This is a genomic window from Vibrio palustris (genome assembly GCF_024346995.1).
Taxonomy (GTDB): Bacteria; Pseudomonadota; Gammaproteobacteria; order Enterobacterales; family Vibrionaceae; genus Vibrio; species Vibrio palustris.
Genome location: NZ_AP024888.1, coordinates 66,818 through 93,078 on the forward strand (window position 1 = coordinate 66,818; position 26,261 = coordinate 93,078).

At 43.1% G+C, this 26,261-nt stretch carries 21 protein-coding genes; 18 read left to right on the forward strand and 3 right to left on the reverse strand.

Going from position 1 to position 26,261, the window contains the following annotated elements; genetic code table 11:
- The first annotated feature begins 1 nt into the window (after window position 1).
- The 10 genes from OCU30_RS12680 (at window position 2) to OCU30_RS12725 (ending at window position 17,844) form a co-directional block, all read left to right on the forward strand.
- Window positions 2-1,588 carry a sigma-54 interaction domain-containing protein gene (locus OCU30_RS12680; protein WP_077314675.1) on the forward strand — a complete coding sequence of 529 codons (1,587 nt, stop codon included), beginning with the start codon at window positions 2-4 and terminating at the stop codon, window positions 1,586-1,588.
- The gene (gene vasI / locus OCU30_RS12685) at window positions 1,588-2,271 is read left to right on the forward strand and encodes a type VI secretion system-associated protein VasI (protein WP_235861870.1); all 684 of its coding nucleotides are present in this window, start codon (window positions 1,588-1,590) and stop codon (window positions 2,269-2,271) included. Before OCU30_RS12680 ends, vasI begins: the two co-directional genes overlap by 1 nt.
- Before the next feature lie 8 nt (window positions 2,272-2,279).
- Window positions 2,280-3,692, forward strand: coding sequence for a type VI secretion system protein TssA (tssA, locus tag OCU30_RS12690; RefSeq protein WP_077314673.1), 1,413 nt, complete (start codon window positions 2,280-2,282; stop codon window positions 3,690-3,692).
- 16 nt (window positions 3,693-3,708) lie between these two features.
- On the forward strand, window positions 3,709-7,251 hold the full coding sequence (gene tssM / locus OCU30_RS12695) for a type VI secretion system membrane subunit TssM (RefSeq protein WP_077314672.1): 3,543 nt from the start codon (window positions 3,709-3,711) through the stop codon (window positions 7,249-7,251).
- Window positions 7,252-7,302: 51 nt separating this feature from the next.
- Window positions 7,303-8,595 carry a type VI secretion system ImpA family N-terminal domain-containing protein gene (locus OCU30_RS12700; RefSeq protein ID WP_077314671.1) on the forward strand — a complete coding sequence of 431 codons (1,293 nt, stop codon included), beginning with the start codon at window positions 7,303-7,305 and terminating at the stop codon, window positions 8,593-8,595.
- A gap of 268 nt (window positions 8,596-8,863) precedes the next feature.
- The gene (locus tag OCU30_RS12705; RefSeq protein WP_077314670.1) at window positions 8,864-10,936 is read left to right on the forward strand and encodes a type VI secretion system Vgr family protein; all 2,073 of its coding nucleotides are present in this window, start codon (window positions 8,864-8,866) and stop codon (window positions 10,934-10,936) included.
- Window positions 10,924-11,649, forward strand: coding sequence for a DUF4123 domain-containing protein (locus tag OCU30_RS12710; RefSeq protein ID WP_077314669.1), 726 nt, complete (start codon window positions 10,924-10,926; stop codon window positions 11,647-11,649). The genes OCU30_RS12705 and OCU30_RS12710 overlap by 13 nt, the downstream gene beginning before the upstream one ends.
- Entirely contained in the window at window positions 11,649-16,529 is a 4,881-nt protein-coding gene (locus OCU30_RS12715) for an RHS repeat-associated core domain-containing protein (protein WP_077314668.1), read from the forward strand. The genes OCU30_RS12710 and OCU30_RS12715 overlap by 1 nt, the downstream gene beginning before the upstream one ends.
- 2 nt (window positions 16,530-16,531) lie before the next feature.
- Complete coding sequence (locus tag OCU30_RS12720; RefSeq protein WP_077314667.1) at window positions 16,532-17,320, forward strand: hypothetical protein; 789 nt, start codon at window positions 16,532-16,534, stop codon at window positions 17,318-17,320.
- Between the two features lie 8 nt (window positions 17,321-17,328).
- Window positions 17,329-17,844 (forward strand): endonuclease V, encoded by a 516-nt coding sequence (locus OCU30_RS12725; protein WP_077314666.1) that lies wholly within the window; start codon window positions 17,329-17,331, stop codon window positions 17,842-17,844.
- 100 nt (window positions 17,845-17,944) lie between these two features.
- Here the strand turns inward: OCU30_RS12725 and OCU30_RS12730 are convergent, their stop codons facing one another.
- Window positions 17,945-18,163: a hypothetical protein gene (locus OCU30_RS12730; RefSeq protein WP_235861869.1), complete on the reverse strand. Its 219-nt coding sequence runs from the start codon at window positions 18,161-18,163 to the stop codon at window positions 17,945-17,947.
- A 15-nt stretch (window positions 18,164-18,178) separates the two neighbouring features.
- On the opposite strand from OCU30_RS12730, the gene OCU30_RS12735 reads away from it, so the two are divergent.
- The 8 genes from OCU30_RS12735 (at window position 18,179) to OCU30_RS12770 (ending at window position 24,267) form a co-directional block, all read left to right on the forward strand.
- Window positions 18,179-18,484 (forward strand): hypothetical protein, encoded by a 306-nt coding sequence (locus OCU30_RS12735; RefSeq protein WP_476756245.1) that lies wholly within the window; start codon window positions 18,179-18,181, stop codon window positions 18,482-18,484.
- Window positions 18,485-18,613: 129 nt separating this feature from the next.
- On the forward strand, window positions 18,614-18,862 hold the full coding sequence (locus OCU30_RS12740; protein ID WP_159439138.1) for an RHS repeat domain-containing protein: 249 nt from the start codon (window positions 18,614-18,616) through the stop codon (window positions 18,860-18,862).
- Between the two features lie 108 nt (window positions 18,863-18,970).
- Window positions 18,971-19,129 (forward strand): hypothetical protein, encoded by a 159-nt coding sequence (locus tag OCU30_RS12745; RefSeq protein WP_077314663.1) that lies wholly within the window; start codon window positions 18,971-18,973, stop codon window positions 19,127-19,129.
- A gap of 490 nt (window positions 19,130-19,619) precedes the next feature.
- Complete coding sequence (gene kduI, locus OCU30_RS12750; RefSeq protein ID WP_077314662.1) at window positions 19,620-20,459, forward strand: 5-dehydro-4-deoxy-D-glucuronate isomerase; 840 nt, start codon at window positions 19,620-19,622, stop codon at window positions 20,457-20,459.
- Window positions 20,460-20,481: 22 nt separating this feature from the next.
- Window positions 20,482-21,471, forward strand: coding sequence for a TRAP transporter substrate-binding protein (locus OCU30_RS12755; RefSeq protein ID WP_077314661.1), 990 nt, complete (start codon window positions 20,482-20,484; stop codon window positions 21,469-21,471).
- Window positions 21,472-21,530: 59 nt separating this feature from the next.
- Entirely contained in the window at window positions 21,531-22,064 is a 534-nt protein-coding gene (locus tag OCU30_RS12760; protein ID WP_077314660.1) for a TRAP transporter small permease, read from the forward strand.
- 2 nt (window positions 22,065-22,066) lie between these two features.
- Entirely contained in the window at window positions 22,067-23,374 is a 1,308-nt protein-coding gene (locus tag OCU30_RS12765; protein WP_077314659.1) for a TRAP transporter large permease, read from the forward strand.
- A gap of 128 nt (window positions 23,375-23,502) precedes the next feature.
- Complete coding sequence (locus tag OCU30_RS12770) at window positions 23,503-24,267, forward strand: IclR family transcriptional regulator (RefSeq protein WP_077314658.1); 765 nt, start codon at window positions 23,503-23,505, stop codon at window positions 24,265-24,267.
- Window positions 24,268-24,838: 571 nt separating this feature from the next.
- Here the strand turns inward: OCU30_RS12770 and OCU30_RS12775 are convergent.
- Complete coding sequence (locus OCU30_RS12775) at window positions 24,839-25,633, reverse strand: hypothetical protein (RefSeq protein ID WP_077314657.1); 795 nt, start codon at window positions 25,631-25,633, stop codon at window positions 24,839-24,841.
- Between the two features lie 273 nt (window positions 25,634-25,906).
- Window positions 25,907-26,230 (reverse strand): hypothetical protein, encoded by a 324-nt coding sequence (locus OCU30_RS12780; protein ID WP_077314656.1) that lies wholly within the window; start codon window positions 26,228-26,230, stop codon window positions 25,907-25,909.
- Window positions 26,231-26,261 lie beyond the last annotated feature (31 nt).

A 26,261-nucleotide genomic window follows, 5' to 3' on the forward strand; every position in this document is an offset into this window, starting at 1 on the left:
CATGAGTAACTGGCTAGCTTTCGCGACCGATCTTGTAGGATTGAGAAAGCCCCAACAGCTTGTGACACGCTTTGTCGATTTAGTGTCACAAGAACTCGGACTCTCAAACTGCATGTTGCTGGTGCCGTCATCGGACGGACGCCAGCTTATTTCGCAGAATGCGACTGCATCGTATGCGTGGGCAGTAACGGATTTTGATAACCCGTTTGCTCATGTACTGCAATCGTCTAATGCGATGCACTTAGGGGCAGATGAGCTTATTTTTTGGCAATCAAATCGCGCATTTGCCAAACTGACTGCGCAAGTGGGTATGTTTGATTCTGTCTTGATTCAGCCATTACCATTGGGAGAAAAGCAGGTTCAATCTCTGTTGGTGATGGTTGGTGAAAGTCAGGTCGTTACTGGTGCTTTTGATGATGCAGCGTTCATGCGTTTTGTCGCGGTATTTTCTCATCAGTGGGCACTACTAAGTGATATGGAGCGTGAAGAGAAAGATCGCCAAGCGTTATCAGAGTCGTTATCCGATTTCAGACGTAGCTCGGTTCAGCAATCTCTGGCCAATATCCTATCTAGTCAATTGATTGGTACGAGTGAGGCAATGCAACGCTTGCGTGAACAAATCGCTAGTGCGGCACAATCACAGCTTTCTGTCATGGTCCAAGGTGAAACTGGTACGGGTAAAGAGTTAGCGGCGCAAGCCGTGCATGATTTATCTTCACGGAAAAATCAGCCGTTTATTGCAATTAACTGTGCAGCCATTCCGGAAAACTTACTAGAAAGTGAGTTATTTGGTTATGCCAAGGGAGCCTTTTCTGGTGCCGATAGTGACAAGCAAGGATTGATTGCACAAGCCAATGGCGGAACGTTATTTCTTGATGAAATTGGCGATATGCCGCTGGCTTTACAAGCGAAGTTATTACGAGTGTTAGAGTCTCATACGTTCCGTCCGGTTGGAGGAAAAGAAGAGCAGTCTTCAGATTTTCGTTTAGTTTCCGCCACGCACGTTAATCTCATTGAGCAAGTGCGTAATAAAGCATTTCGACAGGATTTATATTACCGTTTATTCCAATACCCCATCACGTTACCGAGCTTAGCGTCGCGTTTGGAGGATATTGAACAATTGAGCCAACATTTTGTGGATTTATTTAATCAACAAAACGGCAAAAATGTACGTGGCCTAGATTTTAGAGCGATTGATTGTCTCAAACAGCATAATTTCCCTGGTAACGTACGTGAATTGAAACACCTTATTGAATTTGGATGTGCTCAAACCGCTGATGGTACGCAAGTGACTGAGGTGTGCTTTGCTCATCGCCTTCACTCGTTATCACAAATAACTGAGCCATCTTCATCCAGTGTCACCTCTGCGTCCATACCAACGCCTTCGGACCCTGCTGCTCAGGCAGATGACATGCATGATTACGGCGTTGTAAATGATCTTAAACAGGCGTTGAATGAATTTGAAGCAAGCATTATAAAACAGCGTTTATCGCTATTCGAAGGGGATCGAGCTAAAGCCGCAGAGAGCTTAGGGATCCCTAAACGCACGCTTGCGTATAAATGCCAAAAATTGGAGATCAAACCTTAATGAATAAACGAAATCTGAGTGTTCATCTCCGTTCTATTGTCACAGCCTCATGTCTCTTGACCGCTTTGTCTGCGGTGGCTGCTCAAGAGAAAGGCGATGATGCGAGTAATGTATTAACCCAGGCACAGCAATGCCGTAATATTACTGGTCGTCTAGAAAGACTCGATTGCTTTGATAAAGTATTTAATACCCCTATCAATGTTGAACAAAGTAAAGGACAAGCCTTTCCGAGTGCCTGGCAACGAGCGATGAAAGCCGCTCATGAAGCGAGTGATAAACCGCGTGCTCTAGTGACAAAAGGCGAAGGACGCGGCAGCAGTGCGTGGATCGCTTTGACCGCCACTAATACCCAGACGAAGTTCAAAGGTAATGCGAAACCCGTTTTATTAATGAGCTGTATGCATAATCTTAGCCGCGTAGAAATTGCGTTGCCACAACCAGTGAAAGACGGACGTATTCGTATTGCGGTTGCAGGCGGCCAAGAGCAATACTGGCGCAGTGATGATATTGGTGTATTGATGTCGTCTGCTCGTGGGTTGCCGGCTATTCGTATGATGAAAGCGATGACCCAAGGGCCAAGCTTAACGTTACGCTCTAATGCGGCATTTGTAGATGGTCTGCGCTTTAACACTCGTGATATGACAACTCAACTGTCCGCATTACGCGACCGTTGCGGCTGGTAGGAGGCGAGATGGAATTATCAGATTACCGCCGCTGCATTACACAACCGATCCCCGGTGATTCACCTGTCGGTGAGCGACTGTTCGATGATCCACTATTCGACTTTGTTGAAGATCAAATGATGAAGGTTGGCTCATTGTCACATGGTAGTGTGCAGTGGGAAGAAGTGGAACACAGCACAATTAAGCTGCTCGAAGAGAAAAGTAAAGATATCAAACTGTTGGTGTATTTACTGCAATGCTTACATCATGAAACCAGTCCATCACGATTCAAGACGTCGTTTGATGTCATGACAGATTTTATGAGCCATTACTGGGAAGAGAGCTTTCCGGCGCCAGGTAAGCGCGGTAACTTGCCACGCCGTAAGTTTTTCAGTCAGATGGTGCAGCGGTTTGCACTCTTACTCGATAAAATGGAGTTTGGCCGTTACGATAGCGCGGCGCGCGAGGCCTTGTTAGAAAGCCTAGAAGCCTGGGAAAAGGTCATTGAAGAGAAAGGCTTAAGTTCTGAGAGCGTAGAAGCCGTAGGGACGAAAATTCGCACCGAGTTACGTCGGATTGAAGATCGTCAAGCGGTTGAAAAAAATCAACCACAAACTCAGGAAACAACTGAGCCTGCGCGCGCCACCACCACGACCTCGACCAGTTCGATATCGGTGGATAACTCGAGTGATAAAGCGGCCAAGCAGACGTTACTTAAGGTAGCAGACTTTTTAGCTGAACAAGATTTTGGTACTGCGCTATCGATTCGTTTGCGTCGTTATGCGGTGTGGGGCGGAATCACGTCCTTGCCGGATCATAAATCTGATGGTGAAACGATGCTGCGTGGTATGCAGCAAGACCGCGTGAAAGATTATCAAGATCAAATGCGCCACCCCGACCTCGCCTTATGGCGTAAAGTTGAACAGAGTTTGACTCTCGCACCTTATTGGTTTGAAGGGCATTTGATGAGTTTTCATATCGCAGAGGCGTTAGGACAAAAAGAATGGTGTAAAGCCATTGTCGAAGAAACTGAGCAGTTTCTGGCTCGTTTACCGTCTTTGTATGATTTGAAATTCAAAGGGGGGGAGCCGTTCGTGACTGATTTAGTGAAGGATTGGCTAGCCGCACAACGTCAGTCATCAGGCGCACAATCTTCAGGCGGAGATTGGCAGGAAAAACGCCAAGAAGCGTTTACTATGGCAAAAGAAGGCGGTATAGCCGTTGCACTTAATATGCTAAATGAAGGACTCGTTAATGCTTCCGAGCCAAGGGATAAATTCTATTGGCGCTTATTATCAGCAGATTTAATGCAGGCGAATCACTTAGATGCCATGGCTCAAGAGCAATACCAAACCTTACATAATCAGGTGACAACCATGAGCGTTACCCAATGGGAACCGTCACTCATTGAACAACTAGAAAGAAATACAACGTCAGAATAAACGAAGGGTGTAATCCATGTTGAAATATATTTTCGGAATAGCAAAAAAGTTGAAACCAGGTATGGTTTCTGCTTTTCCTATTTTGCTCTTCACTACCTTCATTTTATTGAATGTAGCGATTTGGTGGGCCGGTCCATGGCTAGAGGTTTTTGGCGTAAAACCGCTTGAATCAGTTACACAGCGTGCAATCGCAAGCAGCTTATTCACCCTTGGCTGTTTTGGTTTATGGGGATTATGGCAAGCCCGTAAGCTGAAAGTGTTTGAAGCTCAGCAGCAACGTGATGAGCAATTACGTGAAGACCCTATCAAGGTTTACGAAGAGCGTCAGCAAGTTGAGCTCGACCAAGTGATGGTCGATATGAAGCAAAACCTGAATAAGCATAACTATCTTTATGCGCTGCCTTGGTATTTAGTCATGGGGCTTGAAAACGCAGGTAAAACCAGCTTAATCAATCGATCTGGACAAAATTTTGTCTTTTCATCTGTGCGCCGAGCTTCGGGTAAGAAAAGCGAGAATCCTTACTCGTTTGACTGGTGGATTGGTGATGAGTCAGTTTTAATTGATCCGGATGGTGAATTGCTAACGCAAGGCCATCATGACATGGATAATGATGGTGAATTAGAGCGTCGTTTATGGCAACACTTTGTTCATTGGCTTGATAATACGCGTAGCCGTCGTCCGTTGAATGGTATTGTGTTAGCGCTAGATGTATCACAATTAACCAGCGCAACGGCGAGTGAGCGCAAAGCCTATGCAAACTTATTGCGTGCTCGCCTCCGTGAGCTGATGGAAACGTTATCGACGCGTTTACCGGTTTATATCACACTCACTAAGCTCGATTTATTGTACGGTTTTGAACCCTTCTTTAAGCAATACTCGAAGCAAGAACGCGAAGAAGTCTTAGGTTTTACGTTCTCACTGGATTCAATAGAAGATTTAGACCATTGGCTACAAGAGTTCTCGGCCGATTACGCAAAATTTGTCGAACGTATTCATGATCTATTGCCAAGTGCCGTCTCTGAAACTATGCCACTTGAAGAGCGTAATGCGATTTATAGCTTTACGCGCCAAATGGCAGGGCTAAAAGATATCCTGACGCAATTTTTTGAAGAAGCGTTGGCAAGCGATCAGTTTTCTACGTCGGCATTAGTCCGTGGTGCATATTTCACCTCAGTTTATCAGCAAGGGGTACCGACCAATGCGTTTGATGACGCAGCCTCGCGTCGCTATGGGCTTTCCCATGCGATAAACCGAGCGCAACATGCGAAAAACTCAACGGTTTACTTCACGCAAAAATTATTTACCAATATTATTTATCCAGAAGCGGGATTAGCGTCTGACAACTTCCGAGTGACTCGTCAAAAACGCCGCTTAATCGGACTTTCTGTGTTGACGTGTAGTATTGCGTCTGTATTGTTGATTGGTACTTGGCAACAATACTATCGCGCCAATATTAACCACGCAGACGCCGTCTTGACGAAAGTGAATCAGTACAAAAAAGAGTTTCCAGCTAACGCAAGTATGGCATCTCAACGTGAAGTTTTAGAACCACTGAATAAAATCCGTCAGGCCACTTTAGAGTTTGGTTTCTTCCGAGATAAGGCGAAATATGTTTCTGATTTTGGTTTATATCAAGGTCATACGATTGGCCCTCGCGTAGAAGCGACCTATCTGAATTTACTGGAAACGCGTTTCTTGCCGTTGTTGATGTCGGATGTGATGGTGGATTTGCGAAAAGCGCAAACCGATGAAGACAAGCTCGCTATGCTGCGTGTCTATCGCATGATGACAGATAAGAGTGGTCGTTATAATGATTATGTTATGGACTACTTTTCTAAACATTGGCAACAAGAGTTTTCTGGTCAGCGTGAAACCCAAAATGAGTTACTTGAGCATTTAGATTATGCAATGCGTCATACCGATTTAACGTCTGATCGCAAGCATGGTGATAAAGCGGCCGATAAAATCATGCGTCCTTACGACAAAACCATTGCACGTGTACAGCAACAACTTGGCTCAATGCCGAATGAGCAGCGTGTATATCGTAACTTGAAACTGAATGCACAAACGGTATTAGGTCCTGCTATTAATTTACGCAGTTTGATTGGACCTGTGTTTGATGAAGTGTTTGAAGAACGTACTGTGAACAGCAGTGATCTTTATATTCCACAAATGCTGACTAAACATGGATTTAAAGATTATTTTATGCCGAAGTCTGAATCAGTATCGCAATTGGCACTGATTGATAGCTGGGTATTAGGTCAAACCAAATCTGCCAACTTTAGTGAAGCGGATAAGCAAGCGTTGCGTGATCGCATTCGTCAGTTGTATGTGTCCGATTACACCAGTACGTGGAATTCAGCGCTCAATGAAATTGATGTGAAATACTTTAGTGATATTAACGATGCGGTGACCGTATTAGATAAAATCACCAGTAATGTTGAGCCTTTGCAGCGCATGCTACGAACTTTGGATAACAACACAGAGATCTATCCATCATTAGACGATGATGATGCGAACGAAGCCTTAGTCAAAACATCGAAGTATAAAGTTGCATCGACTATTGCCGCGCCTTTCTCTGAGCTCAATGGCATGTTAAAACCAGTGGGCAACAAGCCAGCTTATTTCCAGGAAGTATTAGCATCGATTAGCGAGCTGAAAAACTATCTGAAAGGCATCCAAGATGCACCAGATGAAGGTGCAGCAGCATTAGATGCCACCAAGTCTCGCTTGAAACTGGTAAATTCTGATCCGATTTATACCTTGAAGCGAATTGCATCAGGCTTACCTAAGCCACTGAATAGCATGATGACGAAGTTGGCGAATGAAAGCTGGTATGTGGTAAAACAAGCAGCGATCAAGCATCTTGAAACGCGTTGGCATGATGATGTTTATCGGGTTTACCAGCAAAAGTTAGCGAACCGTTATCCATTCAACCCTAACTCACGCAAAGATGTATCTCTAGAAGATTTTGAATCGTTCTTTGCGCCAGGTGGTACGCTAGACAGCTTCTATAACAATCAGTTGAAAATGTTCATTGATGAAAAAGTGAATCTTGGTGATGGTGATAGCAGTAAGAGTATTGTTCGCCAGCAAGTGCTAGACGAAATCAAACAAGCGGAGAAAATTCGTGATGCGTTCTTCAACCGTAAAGGTGTGTTGGATGTGAGCTTCTCGGTGGAACCATTGCGCTTAACGGGTAACAAACGTCGCAGTGTGATGAACGTGGACGGCCAATACCTTACGTATAGCCATGGCCCTCGTGAAAACGTTGAGTTTATCTGGCCAAATACACTACGTGATTCAGCGGTATCTAAAGTGACATTAGTACCGACAAAACGTAATGTGTCACCGCGCAGCTTGAGTATTCAAGGGCCTTGGGCGTTCTTCCGCTTATTGGATCACGGTGATGTAGTGTCAGCAAGTGCGACATCAGTGGATTACAAATTCGATGTTGATGGTGGTGAAATGATTTACCGCATTAATGCCGAAGGCAACGTCAATCCATTTACTGAGCGTGTCTTCAAGTCATTCAACTTGTCGAAATCTTTGTACTAACCACATCAGGAGCGAGGTGACTCGCTCCTTTTTTTTCAGAGCGATCACCGAATGCAGAATACGATTTTTCTGGACAATCACTATTATCACCTCACCGATGACCCCCATAAAATTCGCGACTTAGCCGATTATGAAACGGTACGAGAACAACTTAATCGTGGCTATAACCCGCTAGCTGGTGGTCCCAATTGGGAAGAGGTTCATACCTGCTGTATGCGCTTAGCGAAAGGGCCGGGTCTCGATTTTCTTATGACAGCGTATTTTACGTTGGCCAGCCTTAAGGTGCAGGGTTTGTCGGGCTATGCTAATGGGCTAGAGTTACTGACCGCACATGTTAGTCAGCGAGGGGAACCAAGCTCAAAACAAGCGAGCGCGCACAAAGATATTATAGACTGGGTCAATACACGTGTGGCGAAAGAGCTGAAAGAATTAAAGCCAGATTATGCAGCGCTGCGCGATTTATACCGTGCTGAGCGCTATTGTGAGCGTTTGCACCAGTTACTTGAGCAGCAACAGCCGAGCCAAATCGTGGATTTTGAAAGTGTTGGCTTCGCGCTCTTTGAGCATATTGACCGCATTGAAGCGCGTTATCACACGTTAATGAAGCGTCAAGATAAAGAAGTGCAAGCTCAGCAAGCGACAATATCACGCCAGCGCTACTATTGGAGCTTAATTGTTGCATGTATTGTTGGGGGTTTATTAGTAATTGGTGCTTGGTATGGCTATCAGAATCTCGCATGGTTCCATAAAAATGATTATGCCATTTCACAATCGGTACCGATATTACAGTCGTCAGCTCAAGCTAAACGTTATCAAAAACAGGTATCAAAAACGCAGCTAGAACGTTGGAAACCCGATGTTGTGCCGCTGTATTCAACATCGATTAAACAGCATATGAGAGCGTCGATGCTCAGCCATCCATGGCGAGCCCAGCAAGAAATGGCGGTACTCAACACCTTGTATCCTGGCTCGTCACAAGTTGCTGAATTAAATAATGAGTTGCATAAAACTCAACAAGACGCTTTAGCACAAACAGAACGCTTTATTGAACGTTTTAAGCAGATCCGGACTACGATGGCGAATGTGTCGTTAATGGCGAAGAAGGGCCATTTACATGCTTTACAGCAACATACGCAAGATCTAGAAAACTTTGCCGTCAGTTTGTCGCCGATTTATGGCCGCGTAGATTATGTACAAACCTTGATTAAGCGAGGGGAAATGGATAAGGCGAATAAAGAGTTTCTTGTGTTAAAGCAACGACTCACTAGCTTATCTTGGCAAATGCTCCAACTACGCCAAAGGCTTAGACCTGAGGCACAAACTAAGGCTCTCATTGGGCAATAAGTTGTGGTTTGAAGCAAGAAATTGCTCAATCTGAGCAATTTCTTGCCTTAATGTGTTTTATATGAATCTAGCTCATTGATTATTAGTACGATTTAGTTGGCATTGACTTTGCTGTTTAATGAGGTTGGCGACAAAACGGTAGTGCTTTATTCACTAGGCCCTCACTCATAAGGTTTAGTGACTAGAGCGATACATTCAAAAATGAATACACACTGCACGTTCATAGCAGGGTAAACACCCATAATGATGGGTAGAAGGAATTGGCAGAATGGCAACGTTAGGCTTTAAATTACAAGTAGAAGGGCTTGAAGACGATGCGCTTCGCGTACATAGTTTTGAAGGGCTTGAGTCACTCTCTGACGATGGCGTGCAAGGTGACGCGTGTATCGGGTTTCGTTATGCGTTGGAGTTGGCAAGCCGCCAATCGACTTTTACACCGGAACAACTGATTGATAAAACAGCAGAGTTAACGTTTTATCGTGATGGTGAATTAGTACAACGTGTACATGGCATTGTCCGGCATTTTGGTCAAAAAGACATTGGCCATCATTTTACTTATTACTCACTGACGCTTGTTCCTGCTTTAGAGCGCTTATCGCTGCGCCAGAATAGCCGTATTTTTCAGTTAAAAACCGTGCCGGAAATTCTCTCGATCATCATGCAAGAAATGGGCATTAATGATTATGCGTTTTCTGTCAAACGGAGCTGCGCACAACGTGAATTTTGTGTGCAATACCGCGAAACCGATCTTGAGTTTTTGCATCGCCTCGCCGCAGAAGAAGGCCTGATCTACAGCTTTATTCATGAAGAAGGCAAACATACCGTTCTCTTTACCGACAGTACGGAAAGTTTACCCAAGATCAATGGTGAAATCGCCTACAACTCGCTGTCAGGCGGGGCAGTCGATGTACCGTATGTATCGCACCTGACGGTTAATACCCAAATGGGTGTCAGTACCACTACGCTGGAAGACTACAGCTTTAAAAAACCGACCTATACCTTTCCTCAACACGCTGATGGCGTGAATATGGACTATCAACAGGCTCAATATGAGCATTTTGATTTTCCTGGCCGCTTTAAAGATGATGCTACAGGTGAAGCGTTTACTAAAATTCGCACCGAGTATCTGCGCCGTAATGCGCGCACCGCACAAGGAAAAAGTAACCAACCGAAACTGCGCGCCGGTTATCAATTTACCTTAAGCGAGCACCTCAACGACGATGTCAACGGTGACTACTTAGTGGTGGCCATTCGCCATCAAGGCAAACAGCCACAAGCGTTGGAAGAAGATGCGGGCGGCGGTGCAACCTTATACGCGAACCAATTTACGCTGGTTCCGGCGGCGGTGACTTGGCAAGCGAAGCCTCAGCCAAAGCCACAAGTGGATGGCCCAATGATTGGCGTGGTGGTTGGCCCTGATGGCGAAGAGATTTTCTGTGACAAATATGGCCGTGTGAAAGTGCATTTCCCTTGGGATCGCTACTCCAACAGTGATGAACAAAGCTCGTGCTGGGTTCGCGTATCGCAAGGTTGGGCTGGCAGCCAGTACGGCATGATGGCACTACCACGTATCGGTCATGAGGTTATTGTGACGTTTTTAAACGGCGACCCAGATCAGCCGATCATTACCGGGCGTACCTATCATGAAACCAATACGACGCCATACCCGCTGCCGGATCATAAAACCAAAACTGTAATGCGCACCGCCACTCATCAAGGTGAAGGTTATAACGAACTGAGTTTTGAAGATCAGGCGGACAGTGAAAAAATTTATTTACACGCGCAAAAAGATTACGAAGCGATCGTCAATAACGATCACACTGAAATGATCCACCACGATAAACATAACACGGTGGACCATGACAGTTTTACCAAGATTGGTAAAAATCAGCACACCACCATCATGGGTGAAAACCGCAGCTCGGTGACGAAAGATTGCTTTGAAGAAGTGGGCACCATCACGGGGGCCGAAGCGCAGAACCAATATAAAGTCGGCAACTTATTGGCAGTCGATGCCGGCCAAGAAATTTCGCTAAAAGCCGGCGCCAAATTAGTGGTCGAAGCTGGCGCTGAGCTGACACTCACTACGGGTGGCAGTTTCGTCAAGATTGATAGTGCCGGTGTCGCTTTATCTGGTCCTGCTGTGACATTAAATGCGGGCGGCAGCGCCAGCTCTGGCTCTGCGTATACCGGTAAGCGAGCAATTCAACCCGGTAAAGTGGATGCGCCGCCTGCCGATCCGAAACCGATCCTCACTCCCGCGCAAGTCGCGACCATGAAATCTTCAGCGCCCTTCTGTGAAGAATGTGAAAAATGTAAGGAAGGCGCATGCTCAGCATAATTGAAGAAAACTCCAACTTGCAGTGGTATGTGGTTCTCAATACCACCAGTGATGCGCCTGTGCTGCAAGCGTTTCACGAGCATGGTGGTCACGATGTACTGGGCCTGTGGCTCGGCACCCAATATGAAGATTGGAAAGAAGTCATGCCACGCATTGCTGCGGTGGATGCCAAGCACCCGTTTTTGGAGTGGGTGCAAAGTGATGACGCGCCTAATGATTGGGGTATGCTGGTGGGCTCACAGCAGCCTTACGCCTTAGTTCGAGAGCATCTACAGGGACTAACCCAAGTGTGGATGCCCAACGGTGAGTATGTGTTTTTCCGCTTTTTTGACCCCCGCTTTGGTATTCAAGTGGCGACGTTATGTGACGACGCGCAGCGCAGCAAACTGATGGGGCCGATGGCTGTGTGGGCTTCTGCCAGTGACGCGGTTCATAACACCGACGTGAAAGACACCAGTAAAAAAGATTTCCCGTGGTGGAGCGTGCCGCAAGAGGTCGTTGAACAGTTAGCAAACGATCCTTCTGTGTTAATTACCAATTTGCTTAAGGGACTCAGTGATTATAGCCAAGCCCTTCACGATGCCTATAACGAGTCGGTATTACATAAAAAAGCCCATCGCTTTGTAATAAAAAATAAGCACCTCGAAGGTCAGTATTTACAAGGCTTTATTGAATTTATCGAACAAGAACAACGTCGGCTAGGAAATCTGTAATGAGTGAACAACAAGAATTTTATGCTTACATTGATAAGCAAATCGACGGCATTCCCGATCTTCTGCCCAAATATCGTGAAATGACGAAAAAATGGTACTTCCGTGCAGCCGATACCGCGTCTGAAGCGGTGGATTTACCGACGTTGTTTTCTATGGATAAAATGCTCACTGTGGGGGCCCAGTCTAAAGTCGTCGGTAAAGATGATGATAATGTGTCGACCTCCGTCACTTGTCCATTATCGGGTGAGTTGAACGTAACCAGTGCGTATCAATCTATTTATACCGTCCCCATTGGCTCAGTGCCCGTTTTGCTAAAAGCGGACGATGGCAGTGTTGTCAAAAGCCAGGTGTTAAACCCTCAAGGTGAAACCAAATTTAAAGACCTAGAGCCGGGCAAAAAATACACCGTTGAAATCAATCATGAGCCGAGTGAAGATGAACTCGATGCGTTGTTCGCTCATTATGACGCGTTAAGTGCGGATTTAGTGAAGTGGCTCACTAAGAAATGGGAGGGATTCAAACCACGGTGGGAAGTCGAGTTTCGTCGGTCATTCTCTGATGACATTGTTGCTATTTTAGGTCAATTTGCCGAGGGGTTATGGGACGGTCTGGTCGATTTCTGGAAAGGGATCGGTGATATCTATGATTTACTTAAAGATCCTGAAAGCGCATTACAAGACATGAAAGAAGGCGCTGCGGATATTATAGCCTCCATAAAAGAAGCGGCCGAAAGTGCACCAGAAAAGCTAGAAAAATTAATGCTGTTTGCCTCTGATGAAGCGGCCATGTTCTTATTCATTAATGCCATTATGGCCTATATTTCGATGGCACCCATGATGCCGTTTTTCGAAGAATTAGCCAAACTTGGCGGCAGTGTCATTGTAGGGGTGCTCATTGGATTATTGGGCGGTGTGATTGTTTCATTCATCGCCACGCCAGCTATGGGGGTTGCATACGCGACCTTTAAAATCGCGAAAAATGTGTCCAAAGCTGCTTGGACGGCGCTCGAGCCCTTCCTCAATATCTTCTCCGAATTACTAGAGTATGCCAAGAAATTGATCACTAACGCTGGACTTCAATATAAGCGTTTAGCCTTAAACAAAGGTGGCACTCAAGAGTACCGTAATGGCACAGTGATGGTTAAGGCGGACAATCAAACGAACTCCGTGCTAGAAGGGCGTGAATCGAAACTGGTTGATGACAGTGAAGCGTCTAAAACAGAAACAGACAAACCGACGCAAAAAGAAGACAACACAGTTTGTGATGAAGACCCAATTTCCATGGTGACCGGAGAAGAGCTCTTATCCATTGTCGATGGTGAATTAATTGGTTTATTACCGTTTGAATGGAAGCGCCTATACCGCACCAGTGCCGTGGAACATAATAATGGCTTAGGGTTTGGTTGGACCCATCCTTTGGCTCACTCATTACGAGTCGACGGCGATGACATCATTTGGAAAGACAGTGAAAGTAAGCTCACTCGTTATCCTAGGCCGACACGCCAATTGCCTGCCGTAACCAATACGATGGCGGGCTCAGCGGCTTTTCTTAATCAAGACGATAATATTGTTATTCTTTCCGATGACAAGCACTACATTTTCGAATTGGATGGTGACGTAGGTAAGTTACTGACGATTAAAGATAAGTACGATCATCAGCTGCATATTAAGTACGATAATAATCAGCGTCCGGTTGAAGTGAGTACGGATACCAACGTTAAATATGTTCTGACCTATAATGACCAGTCTCTGATTAAGAACGTTGATCTTTATGCTCGGCAAGCTAACTCTCAAGAATGGCAATTAGCGCAAACCCAAGTTCGTTACGCCTATAATGAGCGTCAACAGTTAATCGCGGCAAGCAATGCTAATGGTGAAGTAGAAAAATACACCTATGACGAGCTGCATGTGATTCAATCTCGCGAATTAGCCGGTGGTGCTATTTTCTACTGGGATTGGGAAGGGAGCGGCAAAGAGGTTCGTGCCATCCGTCAATACAGTAACCTCGACAATGTCGATACTACTTATGAGTGGGACGATGCGGCCAACACGGTGACGCTGACTAGCAGTAATGGCACACAGCAGGTTTACCAACACGATGAGAACGCGCGGTTAGTTCGTGAAGTCGATGCCTCTGGCGGTGAATACCTCAAAGAATATGATGATAAAGGTCGCCTGACGGCAGAAATTGACGCCTTAGGTAATAAAACCGAGTATCGTTTTAATGATCGTGGCGAAATGATCGCCAAAACTGAGCCCAATGGGGTCATTACTGAGTTTCGCTATCATAAAAATCTGCTCACGGATGTTATTCAAGATAGCGCCACATGGCGTTATCGCTATGATGATTTCGGCAATATTGCAGAGCAAGTCAATCCGCTTGGGCACACCACGCGCTATCGTTATAACGATCATGGGTTAATCGATAAAATTACCTATGCCGATGGCAGTGCGCATCAATTGCATTGGAACCTCAATGGCCAGCTGATTGAAGAAGTCACCCCACAAGGGGAAAAAATTCGTTACCGCTATGATGTGATGGGGCGCTTACGTTACCGTCAAGATTCACTGGGTGTCACCGAGCTGCATTACGACCCAGTTGGCCGCTTAATCAAGCATGTGCTTCCGGGCGGCTATGTCCGTACCTATCAATATAACGCGTACAGTAAAGTCACGCAGCAGACCGATGAGCAAGGGCGTAAAACCCAATTTGAATACGCGTGGCCAAACCACCAAGTGACTCGCCGCATTAATCCCGATGGCACATCACTCCAATACGCGTATCACAACCGTTTTAATTTCTTAAGTGAAATCATTAATGAACGGGGTGAGCGTTACGAGATTGAATACGCGCCCACCGGCCATGTGAGCCGTGAAGTGACCTTTGATGGGCGTGAGTTTCGCTATGAATACGATGCCCATACGCAGTTGATTGCAAAAACCGAGGTAGGTAGCCAAGGGACTGAGTTGGTGACTCAGTATCAATATGATGCGTTGGGGAATGTGATTGCTAAAATTTTGCCTGATGAGAGCGAAGTGCATTATGAATATGATGCGCGCGGTCAATTGACGCAGGTGGATGATGGTCATTGGCCTTTGGTGTATCGCTATAACGTATTGGGTCAGTTGCAAGAAGAGCATCAAGGCTGGGCGAGCCAAGGCTATACTTATGATGCGATGGGGCAACTGACGAGTATGACCTTGCCGGATGGGCAAGTGGTCGATTATCAGTTTTCTAAGGGCCGAGTTCAGCATGTCTCGCTCAATGGCGAGCGCCTCACCACCCACCAATACAAAGCCAATGGGCTCGAAACCGATCGTCAACATGGTAGCTTAAAAAGCCAGTATTTGTATGACGAGATGGGACGCTTACTTGAGCACACCTCGCGTCAGCAAGCGCAGCTTAAACTGCGTCGCCGTTATGAATACAGCCAAGCGGGCAACCTCACGTCAATTGATGATGCGCAGCGCGGTCAAACTCAATACGACTATGACCCGCTCGATCGCTTAACCACCGTCCGTGGTGTCGTTGATGAAAGCTTTTTGCACGATCCAGCGGGGAACTTATTGCTCGATCGTAAAGCTAATGTGGAAGGCAACCAACTGCGCTTTCAAGGGGATAAACATTATACCTATGATGAGTTCGGTAACCTTGCCCGTGAAAGCCGCGGCCGGGCGGGTAAGTTAGTCACCGATTATGAATACGATGTGCAGCATCGCTTGATTAAGGTGACCAAACCGGATGGCAGTGTGGCCACGTATCAATACGATGCGTTTGGTCGTCGGATTGAGAAATCGGTGACCGATAAAATCGGTCAAACCTTTACTACTGAGTTTTTATGGCAAGGTAATAAACTGCTGGCTGAATCGTCCGATTCCCATTATCAGACGTATCTGTACGAATACGGCAGCTTCCGCCCACTGGCGATGATCACCGGTGAAGGCCCAGACAATGCGCAGGCGTATTTCTATCACGTTGACCAAATCGGCACCCCGTTAGAAATCACCGATGCCGAGGGCACCATCGCGTGGGCGGTGGATTACCATGCTTACGGGAATGTGGCGAGAGAGCGCGTTAAGGTAGTCAACAGCCCACTGCGTTTTCAAGGGCAATACCATGATGAAGAAACTGGGTTGCATTACAACCGCCATCGCTATTATAGTCCCGATACAGGGCGCTTTATCACGGTGGACCCCATTGGTCTGGCCGGTGGGTTAAATAACTATCAGTACGTGAAAAACCCGACGGGTTGGGTGGATCCGTTGGGGTTGTGTCAAGGGCCAGCGGCTTATAGTAATTCATTAAAAGAAAGATCTGCTCAGAGAGCTAAATTTCTTAAAGATAATTCATCTAAGAATAAGTTGAAGCAATTAGCCGCAACTTCTAGGGCTGGTATAAATGGTAAATATGAAACACCAGATTTTGAAAATTTGGGTGGACCCAATCCTTTATCTGATAGAAATAAACCCGATAGTGTAATAAAATTAGGCGATGGAGAGTTAATAAAAATACCTGATGTTAACGAGTATGTTAATGAATATCTTACAAAATCATATGCTGCATCTACTGATGCAGGCTTACACCCGGTTACGGCTGATTGGATAAAACAACACTTAACTGCACATAATGGAGAGTGGCCATTGAAAAATAATGGGTTACCAGGTACTCATGCTGAAGTTAGGGCCATGAATGATATAAATCATTATTTGACAGATATGGGGATTGACCATAATTCCTTCGATTATAGCCAAGTCGATGTTGCGACACACAAACTATCACCAGATAGACATGGTGGCCAAGGCTCCCCATTTTCCGCTTGCCTCCATTGTAGCGGTATAATCCCTAGGCAAGTAAATGTTATTACAGGTAGGACTAATTAATAATGTTGAGAGTTGATCATAACCTATTAGAGGTAGAGGGAGATTATACTTATTTTAATAAAGCTCTGTTTACAGGAATAGCTTTTATAATTAAAGATTCTCAGGTTACTGATTCTTTTAAATATAGTGACGGTATAAAGTATGATAGTTATCACAATTACTTTGAGTATGATAATCATGCTTTGAGATATTTAAGAGATTCTTTAGAAGAAGATGATACTGATTTTTCTTGTGAACCTATTTTATTAGATGGTAAAAGATTTAGCGGAATTATATATGACTTTGATGATGGTTATTGTATAGAAGAAGCTATAGTAGATAATGGTTCAATATTAGAAAGTGTAAATTTCTATAAAAATGGAAATATTGAAGAGTATGATGTTATATCGTCCGGTGATTATTATCAATCTTACTGTTTTGATATGTATAATAATATAGAGTTTTTTTCTATAAAGAAAAAACCATATTTTGTTTTTGAATATAAATTAGAATCTAATACTATTAGGTCTCTAATTATGTATGGTGATCTTAATAAATATTATCATTCATTAAATCAGCAATGTATTTTTTTTAAATCATTAGATGTTTCTTTCTTAATAAAAAAGAAGTTTAATTGTTTTTTTTATATGGAAGGAGACTATATAGATAATAAGTTTTTCTCTTTTTTGATAGAACAAGGTTGTTTTGATCAAGTACATTTTTTGACTTTGAGCAGTACGAACATAAGTGAGGAAGAAATACAAAAAACCCTTTTAATTAATAATAAAAGTATGAAATATAAATTCATATAAGAGTGAGTATGATTTTAGCTATAGATGTGCAATATACAGGCCATAAAGCGGATGTCGCTGGTGTTCTTTTTGAAAACTGGTCTTCGTTAGATACGACGCAATGTTACTTAACTGAAGTTGAACAGGTTGCTGAATATGAGCCGGGGAGTTTTTATAAAAGGGAATTACCTTGTATCTTGCAGTTGCTTCAAGAGCATAAGCTACAGCCAGATGTCATCGTTGTTGATGGCTATGTTTATTTAGATGGCGTCGCCAAAAGTGGTTTAGGTAAGCACCTTTATGACAGTTTAGGCGGCGAGGTGGAAATTATTGGCGTGGCGAAAAAGCCGTTTGTCGATATCAGTGCAAAATTTGCTGTGTATCGCGGTGGTAGTCAAAAACCGCTGTATGTGACATCAACGGGAGATGTAGAGCAAGCCAAAGGTGCGATTCGCTCTATGGCGGGTGAACATCGTAATCCAGTTTTGCTTAAAAAAGTTGACCAGCTCTGCCGCGAAGCGGCTAAAAAGCGCTCTCAACTTTGAGGTTGTTTTAACTCTTTCTTACCTTGCCTTGCAAATTTAACAAGGACACCCACCGTTAAATAAGCAAGGTAACTTATCTCTCGGAAACCAAAAAAACACCTCAGGTAATAAAACCGAGTATCGTTTTAATGATCGCGGCGAAACGATCGCCAAAACTGAGCCCAATGGCGTCATCACTGAGTTTCGCTATCATAAAAATCTGCTCACGGATGTTATTCAAGATAGCGCCACATGGCGTTATCGCTATGATGATTTCGGCAATATTGCTGAACAAGTCAATCCGCTTGGGCACACCACGCGCTATCGTTATAACGATCATGGGTTAATCGATAAAATTACCTATGCCGATGGCAGTGCGCATCAATTGCATTGGAATCTCAATGGCCAGCTGATTGAAGAAGTCACCCCACAAGGTGAAAAAATTCGTTACCGCTATGATGTGATGGGGCGCTTACGTTACCGTCAAGATTCACTAGGTGTCACCGAGCTGCATTACGACCCAGTTGGCCGCTTAATCAAGCATGTGCTTCCGGGCGGCTATGTCCGTACCTATCAATACAACGCGTACAGTAAAGTCACGCGGCAGGCCGATGAACAAGGGCGTCAAACCCAATTTGAATACGCGTGGCCAAACCACTAAGTAACTCGCCGCATTAATCCCGATGGCACGTCACTCCAATACGCGTATCACAACCGTTTTAATTTCTTAAGTGAGATTATTAATGAACGAGGGGAACGTTACGAGATTGAATACGCGCCCACCGGCCATGTGAGCCGTGAAGTGACCTTTGATGGGCGTGAGTTTCGCTATGAATACGATGCGCGCGGTCAATTGACTCAGGTGGATGATGGTCATTGGCCTTTGGTGTATCGTTATAACGTATTGGGTCAGTTGCAAGAAGAGCATCAAGGTTGGGCAAGCCAAGGCTATGCGTACGATGCGATGGGGCAACTGACCAGTATGACCTTGCCGGATGGGCAAGCCGTCGATTATCAGTTTTCTAAAGGCCGAGTTTAGCATGTTTCACTGAATGGCGAGCGCCGCACCACCCACCAATACAAAGTCAATGGGCTCGAAACCGACCGCCAACATGGCAGTTTAAAAATCCAGTATTTGTATGACGAGATGGGGCGCTTACTTGAGCACACCTCGCGTCAGCAAGCGCAGCTTAAATTGCGTCGACGTTATGAATACAGCCAAGCGGGCAACCTCACGACAATTGATGATGCGCAGCGCGGTCAAACTCAATACGATGCGTTTGGTCGTCTATTGAAGTGTTGGTGAGTTACCTTACCAACTTATCCATCATCGATTTTACTGTTTAAACAACAGAGTATTTTTTATAGAGAGCCAATTGTATTGCGTCAAGTTTGAACTCCACACCAAAAGTTCATCTAGTACGCTTGGTCACAATTTTATCTGTCGTGCTATTAGGAGTCTCTTAACACCAATAATCAGGTGGCAACGTTCACTATGCCAATATAATGCATATCCGTTAGTTCTGAGCGGTTTGTATAACACCCTTATTTATCTATGTCTTTAATTTTTAACTTCTTTATTACCCGAAAATCCCTTCCCATAGCTTTAATAATTATTGGTACCTTTCATCTTATTCAATGTATTCGAAAAATGATTAATATGATTGACCTCAAAAAAAGAAACGTTGTTTCAATAAAGTTGATGCCATAGTTCACATTTACATATATTCGTATATGAACATTATTGATCATATATGAATAACAGTTAATCTCTTACTATTACTAAGGAGAAATCAATGTTTATCAATTACAACAGTAACCCAACGGATGCCAAAAGTTATGATACTTCTCGACTAAGAGAAGAATTTCTTACTGAAGACCTATTTAAAGTCAATCAAGTTAAGGTTGTGTATAGCCACATTGATCGAATAGTTGCTATGGGAGTTTGTCCAACTGAAAAAATTCTAAAGCTTGATGATGTAATAGATAAGAAAGCTTTCGGCACCGATTTCTTTTTAGAGCGCCGTGAGTTAGGGATCTTGAATTTGGGACCAAAAGGTGAAGTTCGTTGTAAGGGCGAAACTTATGTATTGGAATATCTCGACGTCTTGTATCTTGGTAAAGGCGAAGAAAATATTGAATTCGAATCATGTGATGCAGCTGAACCTACATCATTCTATTGTCTAAGCGCTCCTGCACATCATACTTATCCATCTCATATTATTCGATGTAAAGATGCCAAGAGAGTTGAGCTAGGCTCACAAGAAAATGCCAATTATCGAGTTATTACTCAATACTTGCATCCCGAGGTCGTATCAACGTGCCAATTATGTATGGGCGTGACTCATCTTAAATCTGGAAGTGTTTGGAATACGATGCCAGCTCATACTCATGAGCGTCGGATGGAAGCTTACCTTTATTTCAATATTAAGCCTGCACAAGTTGTTTTTCATTTCATGGGAGAGCCACAAGAAACCCGTCATATTATTGTGCATGACAAGCAGTTAGTGCTGTCACCAAGTTGGTCTATTCACTCTGGTTGTGGAACACAAAATTACAGCTTTGTCTGGGGAATGGTTGGAGAAAACCAAACCTTTGAAGATATGGATTTTGTCGATATGAATTCAATTAAATAATAAATTATATGGAGATAATGACATGTTTATTCGTACCTCATTAAAAAAAGCAACATTGGTAGCGGTTATTGGTAGCGCGCTAGCTATGTCTTCATTCGTTAATGCTGCAACAGAAATTAAAGTGGCATTCAACCAATCAGATCAACATCCCCAGTATGTTGCACTACAAGATGTAGCTGAAAAACTCGAAAGTAAAACAGAAGGTCGTTATAAGATTTCGATTTTTCCCAACGAACTACTTGGTGATCAACGTGCAGCGCTAGAACTAATACAAATGGGCTCAGTACAAATGGCCGTCGTAGCAAATCCATTAGTTGAAAACTACGACAAAACGTTCCGTGTGATCGGTATGCCATATATTTATACTGGTCCAGAACACCAAGAAAACGTCTTTACTTCGGGCATGCTTAATGATCTTTTTTCTTCAACTAGGAAATTTGGTTTTGAAGTCTTGACTGCTTATACCGCAGGTGCTCGAAGCATGTACACCAAACAAGGCCCTATTAATACGATTGATGACATGAAGGGTGAAAAAATTCGCGTAATGCAGTCTGACACTATGATCAAAATGCTTTCTTGTATGGGCGGGACAGGCGTAGCGATGGGTCAAGGCGAGGTATACAGTGCTATTCAGCAGGGAGTTCTTGACGGTGCAGAAAATAACGAAATTACTTATGCTGATTTAAAGCAATATGAAGTTGCGCCCTACTTCTCTTCAACTCGTCATTTAATGGTGCCAGATTTGGTCGTAATGAGTACAGATTTCCTTTCTTCCATGTCAAAAGTAGACCGAGATATTTTGGTTAACTTAGTCAAAGAAAGTACCAAAATTGAATTTGAATTATGGAAAAACCAAATTTCAGAAGCGAAAGCTATTGCTCAATCTAAAGGTGCCAAATTTAACGACGTTGATATTAAGCCGTTCCAAAAGAATTGTAAGCGCTTGCAAGAGAGCCTAATAAAAACGGTAGCTCAAAAAGAACTATTTAAAAAAATCACAGAGCTCAGATAAAAACAATATGGCGGGATATGGGATATGGGATATCTCAGATTTGTTTAAGGTAGAGAGATATGTTACGTAGGAATGAATCTAAATTAATGTCAGTGATGAATAAGCTTAAACTCTTCGTCGATCGACTGATTTCTTGGATATGCATCACGATCATTGGCGTCATGACAGTATTGGTGACATATCAAGTTATTTCTCGATATTTATTTGATAGTCCTAGTGGTGTAAGTGAGGTTTTGTCTAGGTACTTATTTATTTGGTTGATTTTTTTAGGGAGTGCATATGTTTTTGGTTTACGTGAACATATGAGTATTACTTTTGTTAAAGATAAATTTTCGGAAAAAACTAAAGTCTACCTCGATATGTTTATTGAGCTAATCATCTTAGTCTTTGGTTGTTCTATTATGATTTTTGGTGGTTACAATACGGCAATAAGACAAATGTGGCAGCAAGATTCAGCATTGCAAATCCCAATGGGGATGATTTATTCGATTATCCCAATCGGTGGTGTGATTATTTTATTTTATTTCTTATATCATGAGATTGAGTTTATTTCTCGCCTTAAATCATTACAAAACAATAATATAAGGAAATAGCAATGGATATGGCACTTATTGCCGCTTTAATCATGTTTGGTGGTGTAATATTTTTTCTTGTAGTCGGCACACCTATCAGTGTCGCAGTAGGTATTTCATCTTTTGCGGCTATGCTGATTATTCTACCAACGAAAGGTGCAATGCTGACATCTGCTCAGCGAATGTTTGTTGGTTTAGACTCTTTTGCTTTACTAGCAATTCCATTTTTTATACTTGCTGGCAACATAATGAATAATGGGGGGATCGCGATAAGATTAATTAATTTTTCTAAGATCATTAGTGGTTTTTTTCCTGGTTCTTTAGCGCAAACCAACGTGGTATCAAACATGTTGTTTGGTTCAATCAGTGGTTCTGGTGTGGCTTCTGCGGCGGCAGTTGGTGGTATTATGTCACCAATTCAGAAAAAAGAGGGTTATGATCCTGCATTTGCCACCGCGGTTAATATTGCTTCAGCACCTACAGGAATGTTAATCCCGCCAAGTAATACACTGATTGTTTATGCAACGGTTGCTGGTAGTGTATCAATTTCTGCTTTATTCATGGGCGGGTACTTACCGGGTGTTTTATGGGGTTTAACTGTCATGATTATGGTTGGCTTTATGGCAAAACGCCGTGGCTATATCGCCAAACATAGCATGACATTAGCTGATTGCTGCAAAGTAACTGTTGATGCGATTCCAAGTCTATCTCTTATTGTTGTAGTGATTGGCGGGATTCTCGCAGGGGTATTTACCGCAACAGAAGCTTCAGCAATTGCAGTCGTTTACTCGCTGATTTTAAGTCTAGGCTATCGCTCTCTTGATATCAAAAAACTGCCTGAGATATTTTTAAGTGCGGCGAAAATGTCTTCAATAGTTATCTTTATGCTAGCAACGTCGTCGATCATGTCTTGGGTTATGGCATTTACTCAAATTCCAGCCTTGATTGCTGATAATTTACTATCAGTAACTGATAATCCAATTATCATTTTATTGATTATTAATGTGATACTTTTATTTGTTGGAACTTTTATGGATCCGACGCCAGCGGTACTTATTTTTACTCCAATTTTCTTGCCAATCTGTATGGCATTAGGAATGGATCCGGTTCAGTTTGGTATCTTATTAGTATTTAACTTATCATTAGGAACGATCACTCCCCCTGTAGGACCGATTCTTTTTACTGGCTGTAAAGTGAGTGGGATTAGTATCGATAGCGTGGTACGTACATTATTGCCATTTTTCTTTGCTATATTGCTTATCTTGATGCTAGTAACTTATGTCCCTGCCATATCAATGGCTATCCCTGAAATAATGGGGTTGATTGGGTAAATATCGCTACACTTAATTAATAACAAGCTATGTTATTTGGAGCTTTCTTTTTGTGTGCTTTAAAATTTGTTTATGAATAAATGAAATGATTACAAACCGATGCATACGCACGAGTAGGTGGTAAAAATTTGGAACCGATACAGAGAAAAGAATACCGAGCGCCAGCATTAGAAAAAGGTCTCGAGATACTTGAACTACTTGCATGCCAAACGGAGTCTTTGACTAAAAAACAGATTGCTACACAACTAAATCGTAGTGTGAATGAAATCTTTCGTATGCTGATTGTGTTGGTCGAAAAGCAATATCTTGAGTTCGATGCGGATACCGCGACTTATGCTTTAACATTAAAGATGTTCGCTTTATCTAATCAAGCTCCACCAATAGAGCGATTACTTAAAAAAGCACGTCCCCTTATGGAAACTCTGAGCTATTTGGTCAATCAATCATGTCATATTAGTCGATATAGTAACGGAAAGTTGATTGTCATCGCTGGTCAAGAGAGCCCTTATAAAATGGGATTTAGTTTACGCATTGGCGCCGAATTAGATATCGGTGCCTCTGGCTCTGGTTTAGTTTTACTCAGTTTTAGTGAGCCAACTAAAAGGTCAGAAATCTTAGCGCAGCAAGATGACTTTACATCGCAAAACTTGGATTTCATTAGAAAAAAAGTAGAGACTATAGAGGAGCAGGGGTATTACGTTGGAGATAGCCCTCAAATATCCGGCGTTACTAACATTTCAGTACCAATCTTTGGCGTACTTGATGAAATTGTAGCTGTTATTACTGTGCCTTATATAACGCTAAACTCAAAAACAGTTAGCCATGATATTGCTGACATTGAAAAGACTCGCGATGAATTATTGAAAATGGCTGAGATACTTCATCAAAGATAAGTAAGCTTTAAATAACTCGCGCTAATTTGGGTTAGCAGGGGAGTGCGGGTTGTTGATGTACTAGAAGGTTAGCTAGATTTGGTGTGATGATTTCATCGCGCTTTAGGCTACGTAATCGCGCTTGAATTGAGGTGTGATCTGATTGCTCAGTTGATTCTCCTATTTTTGTTCTTATTATCCAACAATTAAATACACCTATAGGCAAACATGTCCATTGTGTCTGGAGCTGAAGTAATATTGATTATGATGCCCAGCACAACTGGAACTACGACGAACACAGTGTAAACATTGTATACCCTGATGGCAGTACTAAGGTCTATCAATACGGTGATAATGCTAAGTGGCGCTTTTTCAAGTCAGCAGATAAGTAGCGCGTTGATACATTTTATGATTGTGACCCACTGTCTCGTTTAACTGCAGTGCGGAGTAACTTGAATGATCTCTTTACTCACGATGCGACTAGCAACCTAATGCCAGATCATACGAACCTGCAATACAGAGACCTGTATGACACTGGCCCGAACAACGATAAAGGCCGTAAGTCGCGATCGTTTAGTTGTTGAGCTGGAAATTATTTTTGCGTGTGTCTAGGGTGTGTGCTCGAAGTGAGCTTAAGTTTCCTAAGAGTGGATTCAGGCGCGCTCAATTGCTGACCATTGATGCTGGCTCGTAAGAGTGTTTGCGTGAAATTGGTTTTATGATCATATAATTTTACCAATATCCCTCGTTTATTGTCGTACCACCTGTCGACTGCAACGCGGCTTTTTTCAGGGTGAGGACCTTGTTGTCTTTGACTAATAGTTTTGACATGGCATGTCGTGAACTGACCTGCAGGTGTTGTAATGCTTTCTTGACCGATATATTGGCTCGTCAGAGTGATGTCATTGCTAAAGTGAGATTTATCTGATGGAGAAAAGAACGTGCTGTTAAGCGTGTATTCGTTGGTATGTTTTTCTTCGGCGGTTTCAAAATCAAACCGCTGTGGCATATTAGGTGTATATATGTGCTGCGCGCCATATCCATCGTCAAATGCTGACTGAGTCTGGATAACGCTATATGCTCCTTTAGCGAGATTTAGCCTGAACGTACGATCAAGGGTCGAGCGACTTGATTCCTCGTTTAGTTTATAAGTAACACTTTGTTCTTTAATCAAAGGGATATTATCATCCGTTTGGCTGATGATGTTGACGGTTTGATTTGCATAGTGCTTACCATCTTGATAGAGCGCATAACTATACTGATTACCTGTTAGATACGCATCGGCATTAAAGCATGGCAGGGAGTTGTGCGATGACTCTGAGGACTCGGGTGTACAACCGTTACATAATACGGCACTGCTGATCAGTATGAATACGGTAGTTTTCATTATATTTCCTCTATCGATGGGATGTTTTATGATGATGTAATGTGAATGAAGCAAAGATACACGGCGAGAATATACTTATTACTTAATTTAATTCTTTGTATTGGTTTTTTTATCATTATTTTCGAGAGATGAACTTGATTGCTTATTCTATAAGAGAGCGCTAAATATTATGGTATGGATGCTTTGATAGTATGATGAGGTCGGGCACGAGGTTTATTTGGGTTATCAATCTATCACCGTATACTCGTGCCCTGACTTATTGACTAACTTTTATTAGGCGATCATAAATAAAAGACCAAGAATTGCTAAAGGTATCGCCCAGTATTCAAATTTTATAAAAAATAATGAATGAGAGCTTTTCATGATGACTTTTTGCCCAGTTTTTTCATCTAGTAGCTCGCGCCCTTGTCCGCCATTAAGCTTGCGTCCAGTAAACCAGACTGCAATCGCACTTAATAAGGTTGCTACAGCATGGTAATACTGCGCATGAATCGCATAACCTTGATGAAATATTGACTCCCCCAAAAAAATAACGGCCATATACATTACCATGGTAATTAATACGACTAAAATTCCCCAACCACGCCAAATGATCATAGTTTCTCCTTTATTATGTCTAGTTGTTTTT

Bases quoted from the DNA above. Each gene is read 5' to 3' on its own strand.
- OCU30_RS12680 (WP_077314675.1), top strand. From the start codon at position 2: ATGAGTAACTGGCTAGCTTTCGCGACCGATCTTGTAGGATTGAGAAAG.
- vasI (WP_235861870.1), top strand. From the start codon at position 1,588: ATGAATAAACGAAATCTGAGTGTTCATCTCCGTTCTATTGTCACAGCC.
- tssA (WP_077314673.1), top strand. From the start codon at position 2,280: ATGGAATTATCAGATTACCGCCGCTGCATTACACAACCGATCCCCGGT.
- tssM (WP_077314672.1), top strand. From the start codon at position 3,709: ATGTTGAAATATATTTTCGGAATAGCAAAAAAGTTGAAACCAGGTATG.
- OCU30_RS12700 (WP_077314671.1), top strand. From the start codon at position 7,303: ATGCAGAATACGATTTTTCTGGACAATCACTATTATCACCTCACCGAT.
- OCU30_RS12705 (WP_077314670.1), top strand. From the start codon at position 8,864: ATGGCAACGTTAGGCTTTAAATTACAAGTAGAAGGGCTTGAAGACGAT.
- OCU30_RS12710 (WP_077314669.1), top strand. From the start codon at position 10,924: ATGCTCAGCATAATTGAAGAAAACTCCAACTTGCAGTGGTATGTGGTT.
- OCU30_RS12715 (WP_077314668.1), top strand. From the start codon at position 11,649: ATGAGTGAACAACAAGAATTTTATGCTTACATTGATAAGCAAATCGAC.
- OCU30_RS12720 (WP_077314667.1), top strand. From the start codon at position 16,532: ATGTTGAGAGTTGATCATAACCTATTAGAGGTAGAGGGAGATTATACT.
- OCU30_RS12725 (WP_077314666.1), top strand. From the start codon at position 17,329: ATGATTTTAGCTATAGATGTGCAATATACAGGCCATAAAGCGGATGTC.
- OCU30_RS12730 (WP_235861869.1), bottom strand. From the start codon at position 18,163: ATGATCGTTATAACGATAGCGCGTGGTGTGCCCAAGCGGATTGACTTG.
- OCU30_RS12745 (WP_077314663.1), top strand. From the start codon at position 18,971: ATGGGGCGCTTACTTGAGCACACCTCGCGTCAGCAAGCGCAGCTTAAA.
- kduI (WP_077314662.1), top strand. From the start codon at position 19,620: ATGTTTATCAATTACAACAGTAACCCAACGGATGCCAAAAGTTATGAT.
- OCU30_RS12755 (WP_077314661.1), top strand. From the start codon at position 20,482: ATGTTTATTCGTACCTCATTAAAAAAAGCAACATTGGTAGCGGTTATT.
- OCU30_RS12760 (WP_077314660.1), top strand. From the start codon at position 21,531: ATGTTACGTAGGAATGAATCTAAATTAATGTCAGTGATGAATAAGCTT.
- OCU30_RS12765 (WP_077314659.1), top strand. From the start codon at position 22,067: ATGGATATGGCACTTATTGCCGCTTTAATCATGTTTGGTGGTGTAATA.
- OCU30_RS12775 (WP_077314657.1), bottom strand. From the start codon at position 25,633: ATGAAAACTACCGTATTCATACTGATCAGCAGTGCCGTATTATGTAAC.
- OCU30_RS12780 (WP_077314656.1), bottom strand. From the start codon at position 26,230: ATGATCATTTGGCGTGGTTGGGGAATTTTAGTCGTATTAATTACCATG.